Origin of the sequence: Hydrogenophaga borbori (assembly GCF_003417535.1) — a bacterium.
Lineage (GTDB): Bacteria > Pseudomonadota > Gammaproteobacteria > Burkholderiales > Burkholderiaceae_C > Hydrogenophaga > Hydrogenophaga borbori.
On record NZ_QVLS01000008.1, the window covers coordinates 89,057 to 110,891 of the forward strand.

At 72.1% G+C, this 21,835-nt stretch carries 23 protein-coding genes; 6 read left to right on the forward strand and 17 right to left on the reverse strand.

The genetic code is table 11. The features are described from left to right. Positions 1-2: 2 nt before the first annotated feature. From DY262_RS14130 to tsaB, 3 genes are all read right to left on the reverse strand, one after another. Positions 3-875 carry a uracil-DNA glycosylase gene (locus DY262_RS14130; protein ID WP_116959699.1) on the reverse strand — a complete coding sequence of 291 codons (873 nt, stop codon included), beginning with the start codon at positions 873-875 and terminating at the stop codon, positions 3-5. Continuing rightward, entirely contained in the window at positions 872-1,417 is a 546-nt protein-coding gene (gene rimI / locus DY262_RS14135; RefSeq protein WP_116959910.1) for a ribosomal protein S18-alanine N-acetyltransferase, read from the reverse strand. Before rimI ends, DY262_RS14130 begins: the two co-directional genes overlap by 4 nt. Before the next feature lie 140 nt (positions 1,418-1,557). Continuing rightward, positions 1,558-2,319: a tRNA (adenosine(37)-N6)-threonylcarbamoyltransferase complex dimerization subunit type 1 TsaB gene (gene tsaB / locus DY262_RS14140; protein WP_116959911.1), complete on the reverse strand. Its 762-nt coding sequence runs from the start codon at positions 2,317-2,319 to the stop codon at positions 1,558-1,560. Between the two features lie 61 nt (positions 2,320-2,380). Here tsaB and dacB point away from each other — a divergent pair, with 61 nt between their 5' ends. Further along, a complete protein-coding gene (dacB, locus tag DY262_RS14145; protein WP_245981004.1) occupies positions 2,381-3,850 on the forward strand; it encodes a D-alanyl-D-alanine carboxypeptidase/D-alanyl-D-alanine endopeptidase in 1,470 nt (489 codons plus the stop codon). Between the two features lie 4 nt (positions 3,851-3,854). Here dacB and DY262_RS14150 read toward each other — a convergent pair whose 3' ends face one another. The 3 genes from DY262_RS14150 to purE form a co-directional block, all read right to left on the reverse strand. After that, entirely contained in the window at positions 3,855-4,850 is a 996-nt protein-coding gene (locus DY262_RS14150) for an L-threonylcarbamoyladenylate synthase (protein WP_116959913.1), read from the reverse strand. A gap of 13 nt (positions 4,851-4,863) precedes the next feature. Then, positions 4,864-6,102, reverse strand: a complete 1,239-nt coding sequence (locus DY262_RS14155; RefSeq protein ID WP_116959702.1) for a 5-(carboxyamino)imidazole ribonucleotide synthase — start codon at positions 6,100-6,102, stop codon at positions 4,864-4,866. Positions 6,103-6,190: 88 nt separating this feature from the next. After that, a complete protein-coding gene (gene purE / locus DY262_RS14160; protein ID WP_116959704.1) occupies positions 6,191-6,685 on the reverse strand; it encodes a 5-(carboxyamino)imidazole ribonucleotide mutase in 495 nt (164 codons plus the stop codon). Between the two features lie 77 nt (positions 6,686-6,762). Between purE and trxA the strand changes: the two genes are divergently transcribed. Continuing rightward, positions 6,763-7,671, forward strand: a complete 909-nt coding sequence (trxA, locus tag DY262_RS14165; protein ID WP_116959707.1) for a thioredoxin — start codon at positions 6,763-6,765, stop codon at positions 7,669-7,671. A gap of 83 nt (positions 7,672-7,754) precedes the next feature. Here trxA and DY262_RS14170 read toward each other — a convergent pair whose 3' ends face one another. From DY262_RS14170 to DY262_RS14180, 3 genes are all read right to left on the reverse strand, one after another. Beyond that, on the reverse strand, positions 7,755-8,663 hold the full coding sequence (locus DY262_RS14170) for a phosphoribosylaminoimidazolesuccinocarboxamide synthase (RefSeq protein WP_116959709.1): 909 nt from the start codon (positions 8,661-8,663) through the stop codon (positions 7,755-7,757). Between the two features lie 118 nt (positions 8,664-8,781). Beyond that, a complete protein-coding gene (locus DY262_RS14175) occupies positions 8,782-9,780 on the reverse strand; it encodes a tripartite tricarboxylate transporter substrate binding protein (protein WP_116959710.1) in 999 nt (332 codons plus the stop codon). A 67-nt stretch (positions 9,781-9,847) separates the two neighbouring features. After that, the gene (locus DY262_RS14180) at positions 9,848-11,542 is read right to left on the reverse strand and encodes a long-chain fatty acid--CoA ligase (protein ID WP_116959711.1); all 1,695 of its coding nucleotides are present in this window, start codon (positions 11,540-11,542) and stop codon (positions 9,848-9,850) included. Between the two features lie 166 nt (positions 11,543-11,708). Here DY262_RS14180 and DY262_RS14185 point away from each other — a divergent pair, with 166 nt between their 5' ends. Continuing rightward, entirely contained in the window at positions 11,709-12,536 is an 828-nt protein-coding gene (locus DY262_RS14185; protein WP_116959713.1) for an IclR family transcriptional regulator, read from the forward strand. A gap of 78 nt (positions 12,537-12,614) precedes the next feature. Here the strand turns inward: DY262_RS14185 and fba are convergent, their stop codons facing one another. Continuing rightward, on the reverse strand, positions 12,615-13,679 hold the full coding sequence (gene fba / locus DY262_RS14190; protein WP_116959715.1) for a class II fructose-bisphosphate aldolase: 1,065 nt from the start codon (positions 13,677-13,679) through the stop codon (positions 12,615-12,617). 164 nt (positions 13,680-13,843) lie between these two features. Between fba and DY262_RS14195 the strand changes: the two genes are divergently transcribed. Further along, on the forward strand, positions 13,844-14,608 hold the full coding sequence (locus DY262_RS14195) for a DUF481 domain-containing protein (protein WP_181936508.1): 765 nt from the start codon (positions 13,844-13,846) through the stop codon (positions 14,606-14,608). 18 nt (positions 14,609-14,626) lie between these two features. On the opposite strand, the gene pyk is transcribed toward DY262_RS14195, so the two are convergent. Beyond that, complete coding sequence (gene pyk, locus DY262_RS14200) at positions 14,627-16,054, reverse strand: pyruvate kinase (RefSeq protein ID WP_070399482.1); 1,428 nt, start codon at positions 16,052-16,054, stop codon at positions 14,627-14,629. 235 nt (positions 16,055-16,289) lie between these two features. Between pyk and DY262_RS21805 the strand changes: the two genes are divergently transcribed. Continuing rightward, complete coding sequence (locus DY262_RS21805) at positions 16,290-16,448, forward strand: hypothetical protein (RefSeq protein ID WP_181936509.1); 159 nt, start codon at positions 16,290-16,292, stop codon at positions 16,446-16,448. Between the two features lie 33 nt (positions 16,449-16,481). On the opposite strand, the gene DY262_RS14205 is transcribed toward DY262_RS21805, so the two are convergent. From DY262_RS14205 to DY262_RS14230, 6 genes are all read right to left on the reverse strand, one after another. After that, complete coding sequence (locus DY262_RS14205; RefSeq protein WP_116959719.1) at positions 16,482-17,834, reverse strand: sensor histidine kinase; 1,353 nt, start codon at positions 17,832-17,834, stop codon at positions 16,482-16,484. Further along, entirely contained in the window at positions 17,831-19,249 is a 1,419-nt protein-coding gene (locus DY262_RS14210; protein ID WP_116959721.1) for a CHASE3 domain-containing protein, read from the reverse strand. The genes DY262_RS14205 and DY262_RS14210 overlap by 4 nt, the downstream gene beginning before the upstream one ends. A gap of 12 nt (positions 19,250-19,261) precedes the next feature. Then, positions 19,262-19,687: a response regulator gene (locus tag DY262_RS14215; protein WP_116959723.1), complete on the reverse strand. Its 426-nt coding sequence runs from the start codon at positions 19,685-19,687 to the stop codon at positions 19,262-19,264. A 169-nt stretch (positions 19,688-19,856) separates the two neighbouring features. Beyond that, positions 19,857-20,177 carry a BON domain-containing protein gene (locus DY262_RS14220; protein WP_070399486.1) on the reverse strand — a complete coding sequence of 107 codons (321 nt, stop codon included), beginning with the start codon at positions 20,175-20,177 and terminating at the stop codon, positions 19,857-19,859. Positions 20,178-20,202: 25 nt separating this feature from the next. Further along, positions 20,203-20,640, reverse strand: coding sequence for a BON domain-containing protein (locus DY262_RS14225; protein ID WP_116959726.1), 438 nt, complete (start codon positions 20,638-20,640; stop codon positions 20,203-20,205). 71 nt (positions 20,641-20,711) lie between these two features. Continuing rightward, positions 20,712-20,957 carry a CsbD family protein gene (locus tag DY262_RS14230; RefSeq protein WP_116959728.1) on the reverse strand — a complete coding sequence of 82 codons (246 nt, stop codon included), beginning with the start codon at positions 20,955-20,957 and terminating at the stop codon, positions 20,712-20,714. 242 nt (positions 20,958-21,199) lie between these two features. Between DY262_RS14230 and DY262_RS14235 the strand changes: the two genes are divergently transcribed. Then, entirely contained in the window at positions 21,200-21,832 is a 633-nt protein-coding gene (locus DY262_RS14235) for a response regulator (protein WP_116959730.1), read from the forward strand. Positions 21,833-21,835 lie beyond the last annotated feature (3 nt).

Sequence of the window (21,835 nt, forward strand, 5' to 3'; positions counted from 1 at the left end):
CACTACCGATCGATCTCCATGGCCAGGCACAGGTCGGCCCAGGCCTTGGCCTTGTCGATGGGTGTGCGCAGCAGGTAGGCCGGGTGGTAGGTCACGATGACCGGCACGCCCTCGTAGCGGTGCAGCCGCCCACGCAGGCGGCCGATGGGCTCGGTGGTCTTGAGCAAGGACTGCACCGCGAAGCGGCCCATGGCGATGATCAGCTTGGGCCGGACCAGCGCCACCTGGCGCGACAGGAAGGGTTCGCACTGCACCACTTCCTCGGGCGCCGGGTTGCGGTTGGCCGGCGGGCGGCACTTGAGCACGTTGGCGATGAACACCCCGCGCGCGTCCATGGCCTGGCGGTCGCGCCCGCAGGCGCGCAGCATGGCGTCGAGCAGCTGGCCGGCGGGGCCCACGAAGGGCTCGCCCTGGCGGTCTTCCTGTTCGCCGGGGGCCTCGCCCACGATCATCCAGTCGGCCTCGGTGTGGCCGACACCGAACACGGTGTTGCGCCGCGACTCGCACAGGCCGCAGGCGCGGCAGTCGGCCACGGCCTCGCGCAGCGCGGGCCAGTCGAGCGTGGCGATGTCGCTGCGCGCGGGGCTGGGGGGGGCGGCCGGTGCCGGCATCGGCGCAGGCGCAGGCGCAGGCGCCTGGGGCGGGCGGACCGCCGCGGGCGAGCGCCCGGCGGGTGCGGGCGAGCGCCCGGCGGGTGCGGGCGTGGCCGCCGCGGCGGGCGCCGCCACGGCGCTGGTCGCCGGCTCGGGGCTGGCCGCGGGCGCGCGCGGCGGCGCGGGCACCCAGACCTTCACGCCCATCTCGGCCAGCATGGCGCGCTGGCGCGCGTCGAGTTCGCGCACCCAGCCGTCGGGCGTGTCGGTCCGGTCGCTCATTCGGTGCCCCGCGTGCCGTCCAGGCCCAGTTGCATCACCACCGCGTCCTCGCGCTGCAGCGCCGACAGCGGGTAGTAGCCACGGCGCACGCCCACCTCGCGAAAACCGCAGCGTTCATACAGCCGGCGCGCGGGCGCGTTGCTCTGGCGCACCTCCAGCCACAGCGACAGGGCGCCCTGGCCGCGCGACCACAGCGCCAGCGCGTCGAGCATGAAGCGCGCCCAGCCCTGGCGCTGGTGCGGCGGGTTCACGGTGAGGTTGAGCAGGTGCACCTCGTCCACGCCGGGCATGGCCACCAGGTAGCCGAGCAGCCAGCGGCCGTCGGGCCGGGGGGGCCAGGGGCTTTCGCCCGCGTGCGCTTCGCCGATCAGCATCACGGCCGGGTAGCCGGCCTGCAGCGAGTCGCGGAAGTGCCGCGGCGACCACGGGTGGCCGTAGGCGCTGGTCTCGACCGCGTGCACCGCGTCCAGGTCGGCCTCGGTCATGGGCGTGAAGGCGATGGCGCGCGCCTGGGCCTCCAGCGGCACGGGCAGGGTGTCCATGGGCGCGGGCCACAGGCCGGTGGCCCATCCGGGCAGGGTGGCGGCCGCATCCATCGAGGGATGGCGCGGAACCGGCTTTGCCGGGCCGCTGGCATCGCCCCCTGGAGGGGGTGACGGGCAAAGCCCGGCGCGGGGGTGCTTCATGCGCCGGCCTCGCGTTCGGCCGTGGTGCGCGCGACCTTGTCGCGCACGTACAGCGGCAGGGCCTCGGCGGCGCCGACCGCGGCGCCCCGGGCCATCAGCGCCGGGGCCAGGCGCAGCAGGGCGTCGGCGGTGGGCAGGGCCGCGCGGCGGCGGCCGGGCGCGTCGCGCAGGGCGTCGGCGTAGGCCGCGAAGGCGTTGCCCGCGAGCAGGGTGCGGGTGCCGTCGGCCAGGCCCTGGTCGTGCAGCCAGCCCGCGAGGTCGGCGGGCGCGCACAGGCGGGGCGGGGCGAGGGCGACCGGCGATTCACCGTCGAGCGCGTAGGCCGCCACGTAGAGCTCGTCCATGCGCGCGTCGAGCAGTGCCACCAGGTGCGCGGGTGGCGCATGGCCGTCGCCGGCGTCGTCGGCGCGGGCCTGCTCGGCCAGGGCCAGCAGGGTGTCGACGGGCAGGACGGGCAGGCCCTGGGGGTGCCGTGGCCCGCGCGTGCCATAGGCCAGGCCCTGGGCCACGGCGCAGGCGGTGCGCAGGCCGGTGAAGGAGCCCGGTCCGCGCCCGAAGGCGATGGCGTCCAGCCCGTCCAGCGACCGGTCGGCCTCGGCCAGCAGGCGCCGCACCTGGGGCAGCAGTTCCAAGGACGCCTGGGCGCCGCCGGGACCCTGGAAGCGGTGCACGGCCTCGCCGACCCGCCCCGAGCCCAGGGCCAGCGAGAGGGTGTCGGTGCTGGTCTCGATGGCCAGGAAGCACGGGGCGGCAGGCATCGGGCGATTATCGGCCACCGGCCTGGAGGGACTTGCCGGGGCCCGGCCGATAATCGCCCGCGTGAACCGCTTCCTGTCGTCCCTGCTGTTGGCGCTGGCCATTGCCCTGCCGGCCTGTGCCCAAGGGCCTTCGCGCGAGGCGCTGCCGCCACCGGTGGCGGCGGCGCTGGCACGGGCCGAGGTGCCCGCCACCGCCTTCGCCGCCGTGGTGGTGCCGCTGGACGGCCATGAGGCGCGGGTGCGCCACCAGTCGGGGATGCCGGTCAATCCGGCCTCGGTGATGAAGCTGGTGACCAGCTACGCCGCCTTCGACCTGCTGGGCCCCGGCTACACCTGGAGCACGCGCTTCTACACCGACGGCCCGCTGGAGGCCGGCGCGCTGCGCGGCAACCTCTACGTGCGCGGCGGCGGCGACCCCAAGTTCGTGCTCGAGCGCATCCAGGAGGCCTTCGCCGCGCTGCAGGCGCAGGGCGTGCAGCTCATCCTGGGCGACATGGTGCTCGACAGCAGCGCCTTCGACCTGCCGCCCTACGACCCCGGCGCCTTCGACGGTGAGGCCCTGCGCCCCTACAACGCCGGACCCGACGCGCTGCTGGTGAACTTCAAATCGGTGGTGCTGAGTTTCCTGCCCGACGCGGCGGCGGGCGTGGCGCGCGTGGTCAGCGAGCCGCCGCTCGCGGGCCTGGCCATCGACGCCAGCGTGCCGCTGTCCAACGGCGCCTGCGGCGACTGGCGCGGCGGGCTGCGCGCGCGCTTCGACGACCCCGGCCGCATCGCCTTCCAGGGCCGCTACCCCCTGCGCTGCGGCGAGCAGAAATGGCCCGTGGCCTACCAGGACCCGGCCAGCTTCGCGGCGCGCGCCATGGAGGGCCTGTGGCGCGCCGGCGGCGGCCTGCTCACGGGCCAGGTGCGCGCCGGCCTCACGCCGCTGGACGCCAAGTTGCTGCTCGACGCGCCCTCGCTGCCGCTGGCAGACATCCTCACCGACGTGAACCAGTGGAGCAACAACGTGATGGCCCAGCAGGTGTTCCTCACGCTGGGCCAGCTGGCGCCGCAGGCCACGGCGCTGCCCGGCAGCGGGCCGCTGCCCTGGAAGCGCAGCGGCTTCGAGCAGGCGCGCACGGTGCTGGGCAACTGGTGGCGCCGCACCTTCGGCGAGCGCGTGCCCGCGCCCGTCATCCAGAACGGTTCGGGCCTGTCGCGCGACGAGCGCATCACGCCCGAGGCCCTGGCCCTGCTGTTGCGCCACGCGGCGCGCCACCCGCAGGCCGACGCCTTCGTCGGCACGCTCTCGCTGGCGGGGGTGACGGGCACGGCGCGCCGCTACGCCGCCGATGAGCGCAGCCCGGTCTACGGCCACGCCTGGCTCAAGACCGGCACGCTGCGCGACGTCACCGGCGTGGCCGGCTACGTGAACGCGGCCAATGGCGTGCGCTATGTGGTGGTGGCTTTCGTGAACCACCCCAACGCGCCGGCGGCGCGCCCGGCGCTGGAGGCGCTGGTGGAGTGGACCGCCCGGCTGGCGGATTGAGGGCTCAGGCCGCGGCGCGGCTCAAGCGGTCGCGCACGCCGTCCCACTCGGGGCCGTCGGGCGGCGTTTCCACCCAGATCAGGCGCACGCCGGTGGCGTCGAGTTCGCGCAGCACGGCGAACAGCTCGCGCGCGGCGTCCTCGGCGTCCTCGGGCATGCGACGGCGCGGCGTGCCGCGCGCGGTCTCGATCGGGCTGCGCGCGTACAGGGCGATGTGTCTGGCGTCCTCGCCCAGCACCTGGAAGGCGGCGCGCAGCTGTCTGGCGTCCATCAGCCGCACTTTGGCGCGCGGCGCGTAGTGCGATTCCAACGTGCCCGAGGCGCGCGGCGCGGCCCCGTCGCGCGCGCGCAGCGGCTGGCCGGCGATGGCCTCCAGCCGCGCCGGCGTGAGCACGCCCGGGCGCAGCAGCACCGGGTGGCCGCGCGTGCAGTCCACGATGGTCGATTCGATGCCCACGGGGCAGGCGCCGCCGTCGAGCACCAGCAGCGCGTCATCGGCCAGCGCAGCGAACTCCTCCATCACGTGCGCGGCGCTGGTGGGACTGACGCGACCGAAGCGGTTGGCGCTGGGCGCGGCCACGCCGTGCACGCCATGCGTGGCGGCGGCGCGCAGCACGGCCTGGGCCACGGGGTGCGAGGGGCAGCGCAGGCCGACCGAGTCCTGCCCGCCGGCGGCCACGGCCGCGACCTCGGCGCGGCGCGGCAGGATCAGCGTGAGCGGGCCGGGCCAGAGCGCGGCGATCAGGCGCTCGGCGAAGGCCGGCACCTCGCGCGCGTAGTGGTCGACGGCGGCGCGCGGCGCATCGGCCGCGACGTGCACGATCAGCGGGTGGTCGGCCGGGCGGCCCTTGGCCTCGAAGATGCGCCGCACCGCGCTGGCGTTGTCGGCGTCGGCGGCCAGGCCGTAGACGGTCTCGGTGGGCAGGCCCACCAGGCCGCCGTCGGCCAGGCGCCGCGCGGCCTGTTCGATGGCCTCGGGCCGCGACGCGTCGAGCAGCAGCGGCATGGCGGGCCTAGAGCGGCGGCAAGCCCAGCAGGGCCAGCGCTTTCGCGGCGGTGTCGCGCACCGCGGCCACCGTGGGACCGGTGATGTTGAGGTGGCCCATCTTGCGGCCCGGGCGGGCGCTGGCCTTGCCATACAGGTGCAGGTGCGTGCCGGGCAGGGCCAGCACCTCGTCCCAGGGGGGCGTGACGGGCGTGTCGCTGGCCTGCGCGTGCCGCGCGTTCGGGGCGAACCACAGGTCGCCCAGCAGGTTGAGCATGATGGCCGGGCTGTGCTGCACCGGCGCGCGCAGCGGCAGGCCGGCGACCGCGCGCACCTGCGCCTCGAACTGCGAGACGTCGCAGGCGTTCTGCGTGTAGTGGCCGCTGTTGTGCGGGCGCGGCGCCATTTCGTTGACCACCAGGTCCAGGCCGCCGCGGCCGTCGTCGACCAGGAAGTACTCCACGCAGAGCACGCCCACGTAGCCGAGCTGGCGCGCGATGGCCATGGTGGCGGCCTGCGCGCGCCGCGCCAGGGCGGGGTCGATCGCGCCGTCGTAGACCTCGGTGACGGCGAGGATGCCGTCGCGGTGCGTGTTCTTCTGCACCGGGAAGCTGACGCACTGGTCGTCGGCGCCGCGCGCCACGATGACCGAGCATTCGGCGCGCAGCGGCAGGAGGCGCTCCAGCACACAGGGCACCCGGCCCAGGCGGTCCCAGGCGGCGGCGAGTTCGGCGCGGTCCTTCACGCGGGCCTGGCCCTTGCCGTCGTAGCCCAGGCGCGCGGTTTTCAGGATGCCGGGCAGCAGCTCGGCCGCCACGGCGGCGAGCTGCTCGGGCGAGTCGATGCTGGCGTGGGGCGCGGGCCGCACGCCGTCGTTGTCGGCGGCGCAGCGCTCGAAGTGCGCCTTCTCGGCCGCCCGGTCCTGGGCAATGGCCACGCTGGCCGCGCCGGGCGCCACCGGCCGCAGCGCCGCCAGCGACGCCAGCGCGGGCGCCGGCACGTTCTCGAACTCGGTGGTGATGGCGTCGCTGCACCGGGCCAGCTGGGCCAGGCCCTTCGGGTCGTCGTAGGCGCAGCGGATGTGGTGGTGGCTGATGAGGCCGGCCGGGCTGTCGGCGTCGGGGTCGAGCACGGCGGTGCTGAAGCCCATGGCTTGAGCGGCCTGCACGAACATGCGGCCGAGCTGGCCGCCGCCCATCACGCCCAGCGTGGCGGGGCGGCCCGAGGCGTCGGTGGCGCCGGGAAGCAGGGGGAGCGATGCGTTCATGCGTTCATGCGGTCCGGCGCCGAGCCGCTGTCCGCCGGATCGGCCCCCTCGGGGGGCGGCGACCCACGCAGCGTTGGCGCATGGGGACTCATGTATTGGGAGGAAGGGTCATGGCCCGCGCGGCCTCGGTCTGTTCGGCGCGGAAGGCCTGCAGTTGCTGACGCAGGACCGGGTCTTCGCCGGCCAGCATGGCCACCGCGAACAGGGCCGCGTTGGCCGCGCCGGCGGGGCCGATGGCGAAGGTGGCCACGGGCACGCCCTTGGGCATCTGCACGATGCTGTGCAACGAATCGACTCCGCTGAGGTGTTTGCTTGCCACGGGCACGCCCAGCACAGGCACCACGGTCTTGGCGGCCAGCATGCCGGGCAGGTGGGCGGCGCCGCCCGCGCCCGCGATGATGGCCTTGAGGCCGCGCGCCGCGGCGGCCTCGGCGTAGGCGAACATGTCGTCGGGCATGCGGTGGGCCGAGACCACCCGCGCCTCGTGCGCGACGCCGAACTGCTGGAGGATCTGCACGGCGTGCTGCATGGTGTCCCAGTCGCTGCTGGAACCCATGACCACGCCCACGGGGATGGGGTTCATGGAATCGGCTTTCGGCCCGCGGGGCCTCCGGTAAAGTGGCGATTTTACGTTTTGCCCCCAATTACCCGAGCGCAGCCATGATCGACGTCACCATCGCCAACTTCGAAGCCGAGGTCATCGAGGCCTCGATGCAGACCCCCGTGCTGGTGGACTTCTGGGCCCCGTGGTGCGGTCCCTGCAAGGTCATCGGCCCCATCCTGGAAAAGCTCGAAACCGAATACGGCGGCCGCTTCAAGCTGGTGAAGGTCGACTCCGACCAGGAGCAGCAGCTCGCCGCGGCCTTCGGCATCCGCAGCATCCCCACCTGCGTGCTGCTCATGAACGGCCAGCCGGTCGACGGTTTCATGGGCGCGCTGCCCGAGGGCCAGGTGCGCGCCTTCCTCGACAAGCACGTGCCCGGCGAGGGCGAGCTCGTGGCCGAGGCCGAGGAAGCCGCCGCGCAGGAGGCGCTGGCCGACGGCGACACCGAGACCGCGCTGGAGCGCCTGCGCCAGGCCGTGCAGGCCGACCCGGAGAACGACGACGCGCGCTTCGACCTGGTGAAGCTGCTGCTGGAGCTGGGCGAAGACGACGAGGCCAAGGTGGCCTTCGCGCCCGTCATCGCCAAGGCCGCGGGCGTGCGCCGGCTCGACTCGCTCAAGCGCTGGATGGACGCGCGCGACGCGCAGGCCGAGGTGACCGAGCCCGAGGCCCGCATGGCCGCGCTGGACACGGCCATCGCCGCCAACAAGCGCGACTTCGACGCGCGCTTCGCCCGCGCGCAGCTGCTGATGGCCTACGGCCAGTGGACGGCCGCGATGGACGAGCTGCTGGAGATCCTGATGCGCGACAAGTCCTGGAACGACGAGCTCGCGCGCAAGACCTACATCGCGGTGCTCGACGTCATCGAGCCGCCCAAGCCCAAGGTGGCCGAAGGCCAGGTGCCCCCGGAGGACCCGACGGTGGCGAGCTACCGCCGGCGCCTGTCGTCCGTCGTGCTGAGCTGAAGCGGGCGCTCGCGCGGCGCCGCGGCGCGGGCCGCGCCTCGCAGGCCGCGGCCATGCCCGGGGGGCGGGCCGGCGGTGAAGCCTCAGCCGACCAGGCGCGTGAGCGCCTCGCGGTACTTCTCGGCGGTTTTCTCGATCACCTCGCGCGGCAGGCGCGGCGCGGGCGCGGTCTTGTCCCAGGGCTTGCCGTTCACCTTGGCGCTTTCGAGCCAGTCGCGCAGGTACTGCTTGTCGTAGCTGGGCGGGTTGCTGCCCACCGCGTAGCTTTCGGCCGGCCAGTAGCGCGAGCTGTCGGGCGTCAGCACCTCGTCCATCAGCACCACGCGGCCGGCGGCGTCCAGGCCGAACTCGAACTTGGTGTCCGCGATGATGATGCCCTTCTCGAGCGCGATGGCGGCGGCCGCGCGGTAGAGCCGGATGGCGATGTCGCGGATCTGCGCCGCGACGTCGGCGCCCACCATCTCCACCGTGCGCTCGTAGGTGATGTTCTCGTCGTGCTCGCCCATGGCGGCCTTGGCGGCCGGCGTGTAGATGGGCTCGGGCAGCTGGGAGGCGTTGAGCAGGCCCTCGGGCAGCGGCACGCCGCAGACCGAGCGGCTCTCCTGGTATTCCTTCCAGCCGCTGCCGGCCAGGTAGCCGCGCACCACCGCTTCCACCGGAATGGGCTTGAGGCGCTGCACCAGCATGGAACGGCCCACCACCTGCGCCCGCTCGGCCGGCGTGACCACGCTCTCGGGGTCTTCGCCCGTGAGGTGGATGGGGCAGATGCCGAGCCCCTTGGGGCCCAGGCGGTCGAACCAGAACAGCGACAGCCTGGTGAGCAGTTCCCCCTTGCCGGGGATGGGCTCGCCCATGATCACGTCGAAGGCGCTGATGCGGTCGGACGCCACCATGAGGATGCGGTCGTCGCCGACGGCGTAGTTGTCGCGCACCTTGCCGCGCGCAAGCAGCGGCAGCGACGTGAGGTTGGAGGTGTGCAGGGCGGAGGTCATGGCGCGGTAGGAGTCGGAGGCAAGAAAAAGGCCCGTTGAACGCTCAACGGGCCTTGCGCAGTTCGGCCGGATTATCGCAAGTTGGCGCGGCCGCCGGGGCAATGCCCGACCCGGGCCCTCACTTGGCGGCCAGTCCCAGGCGTTCGATCAGGGCCTTGTCCTTGGCGAAGGTCTCGCCGGCCCATTTCTTGTAGTCCTCGCCGTTGCGGTACCACACGGCCTGGTTGAGCTGGGCCAGCACCTCCATGTGCTTCGGGTCGTCCATGGCCTTTTTGAAGGCGTCGTGCAAGGCCTTGACCACGGCCGGGTCCATGCCTTTGGGGCCGGCCAGGCCGTAGGGCGAGGTGGACACCACGCCATAGCCCAGCTCCTGCGCGGTGGGCACCTCGGGCCAGCGCTGGGTGCGCTGCTCGCCGAAGGTGACGAGCAGGCGCATCTGGCCGGCGTCGACGTACTTGTCCCAGCCGCTGGCGTCGCTCTGGGCCATCACGTGGCCGCCGAGCAGGGCGGCCTGCAGGTCGGCGTTGCCCTTGAAGGGCACGTGCACCAGCTTGACCTTGGCGTTGCCGGCCAGCTCCTCCATCAGCAGGTGCGGGCTGCTGCCGGTGCCGGTGGAGCCGTAGTTGATTTCTCCCGGGCGCTGCCGCGCGGCCTCGATGTAGTCCTTGAAGGTCTTGTAGGGCGAGTCGGCCTTGACGGTGAGGCCGAAGGTGTAGCCCGAGACGCCAATGATGTAGGTGAAGTCGTTCAGGGGGTCCCAGCTGGTCTTCTGCATGTGCGGCATGCGCAGCAGGCCCAGCGGGAACTGGGCGATGGTGTAGCCGTCGGGCTTGGCGGTCTGCGCCATGGCGCTGGGGCCCAGTGTGCCGCCCGCGCCGGGGCGGTTCTCCACGGTGATGGCCTGGCCCAGGTGCTTGCTGGCCAGCTCGGCCAGGGTGCGCAGGTGGCGGTCGGTGGAGCCGCCGGCCGGCCAGGGAATGATCAGCGTGATGGGCCGGCTGGGGTAGGCCTGCGCCTGGGCCGCGACCCAGGGGGCCGCGCCGGCGCTGGCGGCCACGCCGGCCAGCAGCAGGCTGCGGCGGCGCAGGGTCGGGGCGTGTTCTGTCGGGCGGGTCATCGTCTTGTCTCCTTGCGGGTGGGTTGCCGGATGGCGATGGGTGCCGCGCAGCGCACGGCGCGGGGGATCACGGGGGGGCGGCGGCGTCGCGCGCGGCCTGCTGCTCCTGCAGTTCGCGCCACATCACCTTGCCGCTGCCCGAGCGGGGCAGCGACGCCACGAATTCAACGATGCGCGGGCTCTTGTAGGCGGCCATCCGGCCGTGCGCCCAGTCGATCAGGTCCTGCTCGCTCACGCGGCCGCGCTGTCCGGGGCGCAGCACCACCAGGGCCTTGACCGTCTCGCCGCGCCGCGCGTCGCGCGCGGCGATCACGCAGGCCTCCTGGATGGCGGGGTGGTGGTACATCAGCGCCTCCACCTCGGCGGGCCAGACCTTGTAGCCGCTGGCGTTGATCATGCGTTTGAGGCGGTCGGTCATGAAGAAGTAGCCCTCTTCGTCGACGTGGCCCAGGTCGCCGGTGCGAAGGAAGCGCTGGCCGCCGATCTCGATGAAGGCCTGCGCCGTGGCCTGCGGCTGGCGCCAGTAGCCCTGCATCACCTGCGGGCCGCGCAGCACGATTTCGCCGGTCTCGCCCACGGGCCGCTCGGCCCCGGTCTCGGGGTCGATCACGCGGGCGTCCACCTCGAACACGGGCAGGCCCAGGCACTGCGGCTTGGGCCGGTGCGGCGGGTTGATGTGCGTGGCGCCCATGGCTTCCGTCATGCCGTAGCCCTCGATGTAGTCGCGGCCGGTGAGGGCCTTGAGCCGCGCGGCCAGGGCGTCGGGCATGGCCGCGCCGCCGCCGCGCACGCAGCCCAGGCGGGAGAGGTCGAAGCGCTCCAGGTCCGGCTGGGCGAGGAAGTCGATCACCATGGTGGCGATGGCCTGCCACACGGTGACGCCGTAGCGCTGCATGCAGTGCGCGGCGGCTTCGCGGTCCCAGCGCGAGAGCACGACCAGCGTGGCGCCCGCGTACAGCGGCCCGTTGAGGCTGCCCGACAGGCCGGTGACGTGGAAGAAGGGCAGCACCGCGAGACAGACCGTGTCGGGCGTGGTGCCGAACCAGCGCGCGCCGCCCACCAGCGTGGCCATCACGCTGCGGTGGGTGTGCATGCAGCCCTTGGGCAGGCCGGTGGTACCCGAGGTGTAGGGCATGGCGCACAGGCCGTCGGGGCCGGTGGTGAGCGGACCCGGCGTGAGACCGGCCGCCAGCGCGTCGGCCCAGGCGGTGAGGGCGGGATGGTCGCCCAGCGGTTCGCGCGGCGCGCGCACGAAGTCGGGCACGCGCAGTTCGGTGGGCCCGCGCAGGTGGTCGCTGTAGGTGGCGACGAGGACGTGCCGCAGGCCGGTTCCGTCGGCGCCGTCCGCCAGCAGGGGGCGCAGCTGCGGCAGCAGGTCCTGCGCGGCGATGGCCACGCGCGCGCCGCTGTCGTTCACGCAGTGGCGCAGTTCCTCCACGCGGTTCATGGGGTTCACCGGCACCACCACCGCGTTGGCGCGCAGGATGCCGTAGAAGGCCAGCGCCCACTGCGGGCTGTTCTGCAGGCACAGCAGCACGCGGTCGCCGGGCCGCACGCCGCAGCGCTGCTCCAGGAAAGCGGCGATGCGCTCGGCTTCGCTCAGGGCCTGCCCGTAGCTCAGCGGCGTGTCGTAGTAGACGGTGAAGGGCTTGCGCGGGTGGCGCGCGGCCGAGGCCTCCAGGTTCCGGAAGACGTTGGCGTGCGGCGCCGCGAGCGTGCGCGGCAGGCCGGGCGGCCAGTGATCGGCGGGCGGGGGCGGCATGGTGGTGGCTGTTGTATTCCGCTGGTCGGAAAAACCGTCCGTGTGCGATCAATATGCGGCGCGGGCCACCCAAGCGTCAATGTGGCTCAGGGAAATCGAGCCCCCCGGTTCCCGGGTGAGGGGGTTTAAATTCCGATCCGCGGAATAAAAAGGAAACCTTCGATCCATGGGACGCCAGCGCCACGCCCTTTCGCCCACGCCCGACGAGGCCGATCCCTCGCAGGACCGGCGCTTCGTCACCGCGCTCGCGCGCGGCCTGGTCTTGCTGCGCTGCTTCGGCCCGGCCGACCGCTGGCTCGCGCACCAGGCGCTCGCGCGCCGCAGCGGCCTGCCGCAGGCCACGGTGTCGCGCCTCACGTTCACGCTCACCAGCCTGGGCTACCTGCGCCACCGCGCCGCCACCGGCGAGTACGCGCTGAGCCCGGCGGTGCTGTCGCTGGGCTTCAGCGTGCTCTCCAATTTCGAGATCGGGCGCCTGGCGCGGCCCTTCATGGAAACGCTGGCCGAGGACACGCAGGCCGCCATCTCGCTGGGCGTGCGGCATGGCACCTCGGTGGTCTACGTGGCGCATTGCCGCAGCACGGCGCGCCTCATCCTGGGGTTGGACGTGGGCACGCGCCTGCCCTTTGCCGAGACGGCCATGGGCCGCGCGATGTGGTGCGCCTCGGCGCCGGGCATGCGCGCGCTCGTGGCGCAACGGCTGCGGGCCGAGGACCCGGCGCGCTGGCCCGAACGGGAGGCGGGCCTGCGCCGCGCCGAGGCCGATCACGCGGCGCGCGGCTACGTGGTCTCGGCCTCGGAGTGGGAGCAGGACATCGCCGCCATCGGCGTCGGCGTGGACCTGGGTGATGGCCGCGAGCCCCTGTCGCTCACCGTGGGCGGGCCGGCCGCGCGCCTCAGGGGCGCGCTGCTGCACGAGCACTTCGCCCCGGCGCTGGTGCGCACGGGGCGCGAGATCGTGGCGGCGATCCAGGCGGGCGACTGGGAAGACTGATCCGCCGCGCCGCGCCCAAGAAAAACGCCACCGACGGCCAGGCCGAGCGGTGGCGTCAGCGCCCCGGGCGCGCGGGGATCAGTTCACGACCTGGGCCAGTTCGCCCTTGGCGTACTTGGCCGCCACCACCTGCAGGCTGTCGCCCTTGATCTTGCCGGCCTGGCCTTCGCAGCCGAATTCGATGTAGCGCTGCTTGCAGACCTGCTTGGCGGCCTCGCGCGCGGGCTTGAGCCACTCGCGGGCGTCGAACTTGTCGGGGTTCTCGGCCAGGAACTTGCGCACCGCGCCGGTCATGGCCAGGCGGATGTCGGTGTCGATGTTGATCTTGCGCACGCCGAACTGGATGGCCTTCTGGATTTCCTCGACCGGCACGCCGTAGGTTTCCTTCATCTTGCCGCCGTACTGGTTGATCTGGGCCAGCAGCTCCTGCGGCACGCTGGACGAGCCGTGCATCACCAGGTGGGTGTTGGGCAGGCGGCGGTGGATTTCCTTGATGCGGTCAATGGCCAGGATGTCGCCCGTGGGCTTGCGCGTGAACTTGTAGGCACCGTGGCTGGTGCCGATGGCGATGGCCAGGGCGTCGAGCTGGGTCTTCTTGACGAAATCGGCGGCTTGCTCGGGGTCGGTCAGCAGCTGCTCGCGCGTCATGGTGGCGTCGGTGCCGTGGCCGTCTTCCTTGTCGCCCTTCATGGTCTCCAGGCTGCCCAGGCAGCCCAGCTCGCCTTCGACGGTGACGCCCAGCTTGTGGGCCATGTCGACGACCTTGCGGGTGACGTCCACGTTGTAGTCGTAGCTCGCGATGGTCTTGCCATCGGCCTCCAGGCTGCCGTCCATCATCACGGAGGAAAAGCCCAGGTTGATGGCGCCCTGGCAGACGTCGGGGCTCTGGCCATGGTCCTGGTGCATGACCAGGGGGATGTGCGGGTACATCTCGATCGCGGCCTGGATCAGGTGCTTGATGAAGGGCTCGCCCGCGTACTTGCGTGCACCGGCGCTGGCCTGAAGGATGACGGGAGCGCCCACTTCGTCGGCGGCCGCCATCACGGCCTGCACCTGTTCGAGGTTGTTCACGTTGAACGCCGGGATGCCGTAGCTGTTGGCGGCGGCGTGGTCGAGCAGTTCGCGCATGGAAACGAGCGCCATGGGATTCCCCTTTATCCGTTGAATCGTTGGTAACCGTGGTGTAACCCGCCATTTTAGCTTTGGGGTCCTGCCGGGCCGTGTCGTCACCAATGGTCACAACCCCATGGGGAACTGTCGGCGTGCAAAGCCACACGTTCAGGCTTTTGCAGAAGAAAGGAACCGCCATGGCACGCCGCCCCCTGATCGCGACGCTGACGTCTGCCGCCCTGCTGGCGCCGGCGCTCACGCAGGCCCAGGTCACGCTCAAGCCCGACGGCCAGTGGCGCTACCTGCTGAGCGCGGGCGCCAACTTTTCCTCCGGCAACAACGACGCCGCGACCCTGAACCTGGCCGCCGAGGGCGCGCGCCAGACCAACACGGACAAGTGGACCTGGGACGCCAAGGCCGACCGCGCCCGCAGCAACGGCGTGGACACCGTGGAGCGATACGGCCTGCGCACCCAGTACAACCGCGACTTCTCCATCGACTGGTTCGGCTTCGGCTCGGGCGAGCTGATGCGCGACCGGCTGGCGAACATCTCGGGGCGCTACTCGCTGGCCACCGGCGTGGGCCGCCACATCTGGAGCGACGCCTCCGGCTTCTTCGACATCTCGGGCGGCCTGGGCTACAGCTACGACCGCTACATCGCGCCCACCGTGATCGCCGACGAACTGCGGGGGTCCTACGGCCGCCTGGAGTTGGTGCTGTCGGAAGAGTCCAGCCACAAGCTCACCGACACCACCAGCTTCCGCCAGAAATTCTCGGTCTTTCCCGACCTGCGCGATTCGGGCAAGTTCCGCGCCGTGCTGGACCTGGGCCTGACGGTGGCGATGACGCAGCGCGTGAACCTGACCGCGGGCCTGAACCACCGCTACGACAGCGACCCCGGCACCAACCTCAAGAAGGCCGACACCATGTTCGTGACTGGCGTCTCGATGCGGTTCGACTGAGCGCCGCGGGGCCCGGCCTCAGCCCGCGCGGCAGATCTTCAGCGTGTTGGTGCCGCCGGGCTGGCCCATGGGCTCGCCCACGGTGATGGCGTAGACGTCGCCGGCCTGCACGATGCCGCGTTTCTTCAGGTGCGCCTCGGCGTCGGCCAGGGCGTTGTCGCGGTCCACGTTGGTCTCCATCAGCAGCGGGCGCACGTTGCGGTAGAGCGTCATGCGCCGCTGGGTCGTGAGGTTGGGCGTCATCGCGTAGATGGGGGTGCGCACGATGTGCCGGCTCATCCACAGCGCGGTGGAGCCCGAGTCGGTAAGCGCCACGATGGCCTTGGCGCCCAGGTGGTGCGCGGTGAACAGCGCGCCCATGGCGATGCTGTGGTCGATGCGCGTGAAGGTCTTGCCCTGGAAATCGGCGCCGAGCTCGTGCAGGTCGGCCTTCTCGGCCTCCAGGCAGATGGCGGCCATCTCCTGCACGGTCTCCAGCGGGAACTTGCCGGCGGCGGTCTCGGCGCTGAGCATCACCGCGTCGGTGCCGTCGAGCACCGCGTTGGCCACGTCGCTCACCTCGGCGCGCGTGGGCACGGGGTTGACGATCATGCTTTCCATCATCTGCGTGGCGGTGATGACGACCTTGTCCATCTCGCGCGCCAGTCGGATCATGTGCTTCTGCAGCGCCGGCACGGCGGCGTTTCCCACCTCCACCGCCAGGTCGCCGCGCGCGACCATGATGCCGTCCGAGGCCTTGAGGATGTTGGCGAGCTCGGGGATGGCCTCGGCGCGCTCGATCTTGGCGATCAGGCCCGGCTTGTGGCCACCGCCGGCCACCGCGCAGAGCTGGCGCGCCAGCTCCATGTCGGTGGCGTTCTTGGGAAAGCTCACCGCCACGTAGTCGGCCTTCAGGCCCATGGCGGTCTTGATGTCGTCCATGTCCTTGGCGGTCAGCGCGGGGGCGGTGAGGCCGCCGCCCTGCTTGTTGATGCCCTTGTTGTTGGACAACTCGCCGCCGAGCTTGACGGTGGTGTGCACGGCCGGGCCCTGCACGGCGTTGACGGTGAGCACGATCAGGCCGTCGTTGAGCAGCAGGGTGTCGCCGGGCTTGACGTCGCGCGGCAGCTCCTTGTAGTCCAGGCCCACGCCCTGTTCGTCGCCGGGTTCGGTGCGCTCGGCGTCCAGCACGAACTTCTCGCCCGGCACCAGCTGCACCTTGCCCTGGGCGAACTTGCCGACGCGGATCTTGGGACCCTGCAGGTCGGCCATGATGCCCACCTCGCGGCCGGCGCGCTGCGCGGCCTCGCGCACCAGCGCGGCGCGGTCGATGTGGTCCTGCGCCTTGCCGTGCGAGAAATTCAGCCGCACCACGTTGACGCCGGCGCGGATCATGGCCTCGAGCAGGGCCGGATCGCTGGAGGCAGGGCCGAGGGTGGCAACGATCTTGGTGGCGCGCGTAGCCATGGGGTGCAGTCTCCTGAAAGGGCCGGAACACCGGCGGACATGTAATTTGGTTTCATTATCCCTGAAGAAATTTCCGCGTGGTTACAAGCGCGGAACGGCCCGGAGCCCCCTGTAGGACTGGGCCGACACGCCGAACCGCCGCCGTCCTGCGGGGCGTGGGCCGCGGCGCCCCTACAGTGGCCCTGGCGATCGATCGGGGCGCGCCGCGCGCCACCCCGACCCCCAAGGAGGACCCATGCGCCACGCCGCCCTTGCCATCCTGGCCTACCTCGGCACCGTCGTCATCGCGGTGGCGGCCAGCCTGGCGCACCCGACGTCCGATGGCGAGCGCCATTTCGTGAAGGCGGTGGCGGAGCTCGGCACCGCGGCGGCCAGCGCGCTCAGCTGGCGCTGACCCCTCCCTTCGGACCGGTCGCGCGGCGCCGCCTCAGTCCGGCACTGCCGGCGCGGCGGCGGGCGCTGCCGGCAACCGCGCCTCGATCAAGGTGCCCTGGCCCGGGGCGCTGGTGATGCGCAGCTGCCCCGCGTGCGACTCCACCCGCACGTTCATGCCCAGCAGGCCGTGGTGGCCGGCGGGCACGTCCTCGATGTCGAAGCCGCGCCCGTCGTCGCGCACCGACAGGTGCACGGCGTCGCCGCTCTGCGCGAGCCTCACCCACACCTCGCGCGCCTGGGCGTACTTCTGCACGTTGGTGAGCGACTCCTGCACCAGCCGGTAGGCCGTGAGCTCGGTGTCCTTGCAGAGCGTCACCGGCGAGAACTCGGTGTGCACGGGAATGCCCAGTCGGCCGGCGGCCTCCTGGCACAGCATCTCCAGCGCGGGGATCAGGCCCAGCTGGTCGAGCGAGGACGGGCGCAGGTGCTCGATGATGCGCCGCTTGACCGCGATGCTCTCGTTGACGCGCTGCTCGAGGCCGGCCAGGCGCTCTTTCGCCGTCTCGGGCAGGTCGGCCACGCGGCGCAGGCGCGCCAGCTCCAGCTTCATCGCCGTGAGCAGGCCGCCCATTTCGTCGTGCAGCTCGCGCGCCACGCGGCCGCGCTCGTCCTCGCGCGCGTTCACGTGGTGGCCGGCCAGGTGGCGCAGCGCGCTGGTGCGCACGGCGACCTGCTTGGCCAGGCGCTCGTTCTCCTCGGCCTTGCGCTCGTCGGACTCGCGGATCTGCCGCATGAACAGGCTCAGCGCGAGCAGCGAGACCAGCACCAGCCCATGCAGCGCCACGCGGTTCACGAGCAGGGCGTCGTGCAGCGAGATGCGCGCGCGGGCCTGGACCGCGCCGGCGCGCTCCAGCACACCGTCGAACTCCTGGCGCAGGTCGGCGTAGAGCTGGCGGCCATGGTCGCCGCTGGCCAGCACCTGGGCCTGCGTGTTCTGGCCCTTCTCGGTCATCTCGACCCACAGCGCCAGCATCGCGTTGCGCTCCACCACGCGCTCGCGCACCTTGTCGATCGAGGCCTTGCGCTGCGGGTCGAGCGCGATCAGCCATTCGAAGGCGCCGGGCCGCACGACGGCCATGTCGTCCATGGCCGCGCGGTAGTTGGCCAGGTCGCCTTCGTTGCCGCTGGCGATGAAGGCGCGCGCCGCGGTCTCGGCGTCGGTGAGCGCCTGCAGCGTGCGCGCGGCCTGCATGCGGGCGTCGGTGAGGGCAATGCCCTGGCGCAGCGTGTTGTTCGAGTGCTGGTAGCTGCTCTCGTTGATGGCCATGACCACGATGGCCAGGGCCACGATGAGCGGCATGACCCAGCGGGTGCGGGCGACGCGTTCGATCGACGACTTGATCATGCGGGTGGGTCCTCGGGCAGGGCGGTGGGCTCGGTGGGGCGCGCGCGCCCGGGCAGTCTGACCTCGACGTGGGTGCCGTCGCCCGGTGCGCTGTGCACGGTGAAGGTGCCGCCCAGCGACTCGATGCGGTGGCGCAGGTTGCGCAGGCCCAGGGCCGAGGTGGAGCCGCCGCGCTCGGCAAAACCGCGCCCATTGTCGGCCACCGACAGCGCGACGGCGCCGTCCTCGCCGCTCAGGCGCAGCACCACCCGGCCGGCGCCGGCGTGGCGCTCCACGTTGGACAGGGCGCCCTGGGCCACGGCGAACAGCGCCTGCCGCGTCGAGGCGTCCAGTTCCAGCGGCTGCAGATCGAGTTCGACCGCCACGCCGGTGCGCTGGTGCAGCTCGTCCGCGCGCTGCTCCAGCGCGGCGTGCAGGCCCAGGTTTTGCAGCGCCGAGGGCATCAGGCCCTCCATCAGGCGCCGCTTGGTTTCGATGCCCTGGTCGAGGGTGGCGCTCAGGTGCTGCAGGCGCGCGCTCACGTCGGCACTGGGCGCGGACAGGGCGTGGCGCAGGCGGGTGAGGTCGAGCTTGGCCGTGGTGAGCAGCGCGCCCAGGTCGTCGTGCAGGGCGCGCGCCAGACCGCCGCGCTCGCCTTCGCGCATTTCCTGCAGGCCCAGATTGAGCAGGGCCAGTTCCTCGGTGCGCTGGCGCACCTGCTGCTCGAAGGCGTCGCGTTCCGCCCGCAGCTGGGCCGCGTGCGCCACCTGGCTGGCCTGCAGGGCCACGTTGTTGCGCAGGAAGAAGATGTAGGCCAGCAGGCTCAGCAGCGCCAGGCCGTGCACTCCCAGACGCCCCATTTCCAGCGTGCGGTAGATGGCGGCGCGCTCGCCCGCGATGCGGCGCTCCTCGGTGGCCAGCAGCACGTCGGCCACGCGGCGCACGGCGTCCATCTTCTCGCGCCCGATGTCGGTGAGCACCAGCCCCTGCCAGGCGGCGTGGGAGCCGGCGTCGTACAGGGAAATGGTCTCGGCCGCCTCGGACACCTTCTGCAGCGACTTTTCCTCCAGCGTGTCCACCAGCCGCGCGAGTTCGGGGTCGCTGCGGTAGTGCTCGTGCAGGCGGCCGATGGCGTTGCCCAGATCGGTGCGCGCGGCCTGGTAGGGCTGCAGGTACGCGGCGCGGCCGGTGAGCAGGTAGCCGCGCTGCGCGGACTCGATGTCGAGCAGGCGGCGCATCACGGTCTGCAGGGCATTGCGCGCGGTGTCGCGCCCGCCCAGGTTGACCAGGGAGTCGAGCGCGCGCTGGTAGGTCCATTCGGCGCCGGCGAACACGCCCACGGCCAGCAGCACGGCCAGGGCCACGCTCAGCGGCATGTGCCACCGGGCCGCGCGCCAGTGGGCGCGGCGCCAGGGGCGGGGGCGGGGGGTCGGCATGACTGCCGCGCCTCAGTGCAGGTCGCCCGGGGCGGTGGCGGTGCCGTCGGAGATGCGCTCGCAGTAGCTGATCAGGTCCTCGAGCTCGCAGGACTTGTCGAATACGCGGTCGGCCCCGAGCTGGGCGCAGCGCTTGCGGATGTCGGGCGTGGCGTAGTTGGTGAGCACCACCCGCCGCCCGGGCAGGCCGGCGTCCTGCGCGGCCTTGAGCACGCCCAGGCCCGAGCCGGTGAGCAGGAAGATGTCCACGATCATGAGGTCGAAGCGATCGCCTTCGGCCTCACCCGTGCCGGCGGCCCCGGTGAGCCAGTTCACCGCTTCCGTCTCGTTGCGTGCGTGGCCCACGACCTCGACATTGGCCAGTTCCTGCAGGGTGGACACGAGGTTGTCGTAGATGACCTTGTTGTCCTCGACGATGAAGGTGCGAAGCGGTGACACGGGGCGGACGGAGACGTTGGGCGGGCGAAGGGCCGGTGAAAGGGGAACGGGCGCGCGGGCACGGCCATGATGCCGTGTTCGCGCGCCCCCCGGGCTTCCTGTCCGCTGATGGTGTTGTAGGAGGCTTCCTACAGGCTGCCGGCGGGGAGGCGCCGGGGGCGCGCCCCGCTCAGCGCACCACGATGTCGTTGCGCACCGACTTCACCCCCGGCGTGTTGCCGGCCAGGCGGGCCGCGGCGCTGCGCTCGGCCTCGGACTTGGCGAAGCCCGAGAGCTGCACCGTGCCGTTGAGGGTCTCGACGTTGAGCGACATCGCGCTCACCGCCGGGTCCTCGGCGAAGCGCGCCTTCACGCGGGTGGTGATGGTGGCGTCGTCGATGTAGGCGCCCACGGTCTGCTGGTCGCGCGCGACCGAGCAGCCGCTGACCTGGATCAGCGCCAGGCCGGCCGCTGCGGCGAACACGGCGGTGGTGAGTCGGGTGGCAATCATGGACATCTCCTGTGGTGGGTTGTGATCAGCTGGCCTGGACGGTCAGGCGGTTCTCGACCTTCACCACGCCTTGCACGGCCTGGGCCAGGGTGGTGGCGCGGTCGCGGGCCGCGGCGGTGGGGGCCGTGCCTTTCAGCTCGACCTGCCCGTTGGTGGTGTCGACGTCGATCGCGAGCGCGCTCAACTGGTCGTCAGCGGCCAGCGCGGCGTTGACCTTGGCGGTGATGGCGGCGTCGGAGGCGTCACGGGCGATGGTGTCGGTGGCCTCCTTGCCGGCCGCCTGCATGTCCTGGCCCGCCTGGCGGGCGTCGTCGCGCATCTCGCGGCCGGCCTGCTGGACTTCGTTCACGGCGTTGTCCATGCGTTGGCCCACGGTGGCGTCTTCGCGTTCTCCGCAGGCCACCAGCGCCAGAGAGGCGAGGGCGGCGGCGGCGAGGGCGGTGTAACGGGTGCTGGCTTTCATGGTGCTTCCTTTCGAGGGCCGGCGCCGAAGGCCGGCCGGGAGGGTGAGGGGGTTGGGGGGCTGGCGGCCGCTCAATGCGGGCGGCGCGTGCCGCCGCCGGGCGGGTCGAACCAGTCGTCGCTCACGGTGCGCTCCCACGCGGCCACCTGGCGCTCGGCCTCGTCCTTGGCGCAGCCGTAGCGTTCCTGGATCTTGCCGGCGAGCTGCTCGCGGCGGCCGGCGACGACGTCGAGGTCATCGTCGGTGAGCTTGCCCCACTGTTCGAGCATCTTGCCCTTGACCTGTTTCCAGTTGCCTTCGATGCGATCCCAGTTCATGTGTTGGCTCCTTGAGGGTTGCGGGTTGCGTAGCGCCATCCGGAGGGGTGGCGTCGGCCGTTGCGCGCTGCGCCAGCCGTGAAGTCACTGTAGGAATCCGGGGCCGCGCGCGCTGTCGGGCGGATCGCCGAGCGCCTGTAGGACGGCGCCGATGCGCGCGCCCCGCTTGTAGGAAGCGTCCGACCCCGGGCGCGCGGCGGGCCTGCTAAATTGCAGCGCTCCGCTTCATCCATGAAAGACACATGATCAAGGTAGGCATCGTCGACGACCACGCCATCGTGCGCTCCGGCTTGCGGCAGTTCCTCGGCGAACACGTGGACCTGAAAGTGACGGGCGAGGCGAACAACGGCCGCGAGGCCCTGGAGCTGGCGCGCGGCGGCGAGGTGGATGTTCTGCTGATGGACATCTCCATGCCCGACCACAGCGGCGTGGATGCTCTGCAGGCCATCAAGGCGCGCTTTCCCGATCTGCCGGTGCTCATCCTCAGCGGCTTTCCCGAGGCGCAGTACGCCACCACGCTGCTGCGCTACGGCGCCAGCGGCTACCTCAACAAGGAATGCGAGCCGGAGGAGATCGTCAACGCCATCCGCCTGGTGGCGCGCGGGCGGCGCTACATCAGCCCCTCGGTGGCCGAGCTGCTGGCCGACAACGCAGTGGGCGACAGCGAGCGCCTGCCGCACGAGCTGCTGTCCGAGCGCGAGCTGCAGGTCTTCCTGCGCCTGGCCAAGGGCGAGACCGTGGGCAGCATGGCCGAGTCCATGTTCCTGAGCGTGAAGACCGTGAGCACCTACCGCACGCGCGTGCTGGAAAAGCTCAAGCTCGCCAGCAACAGCGAGCTCACCTACTACGCGCTGAAGAACGGACTGATCCAGTAGGCG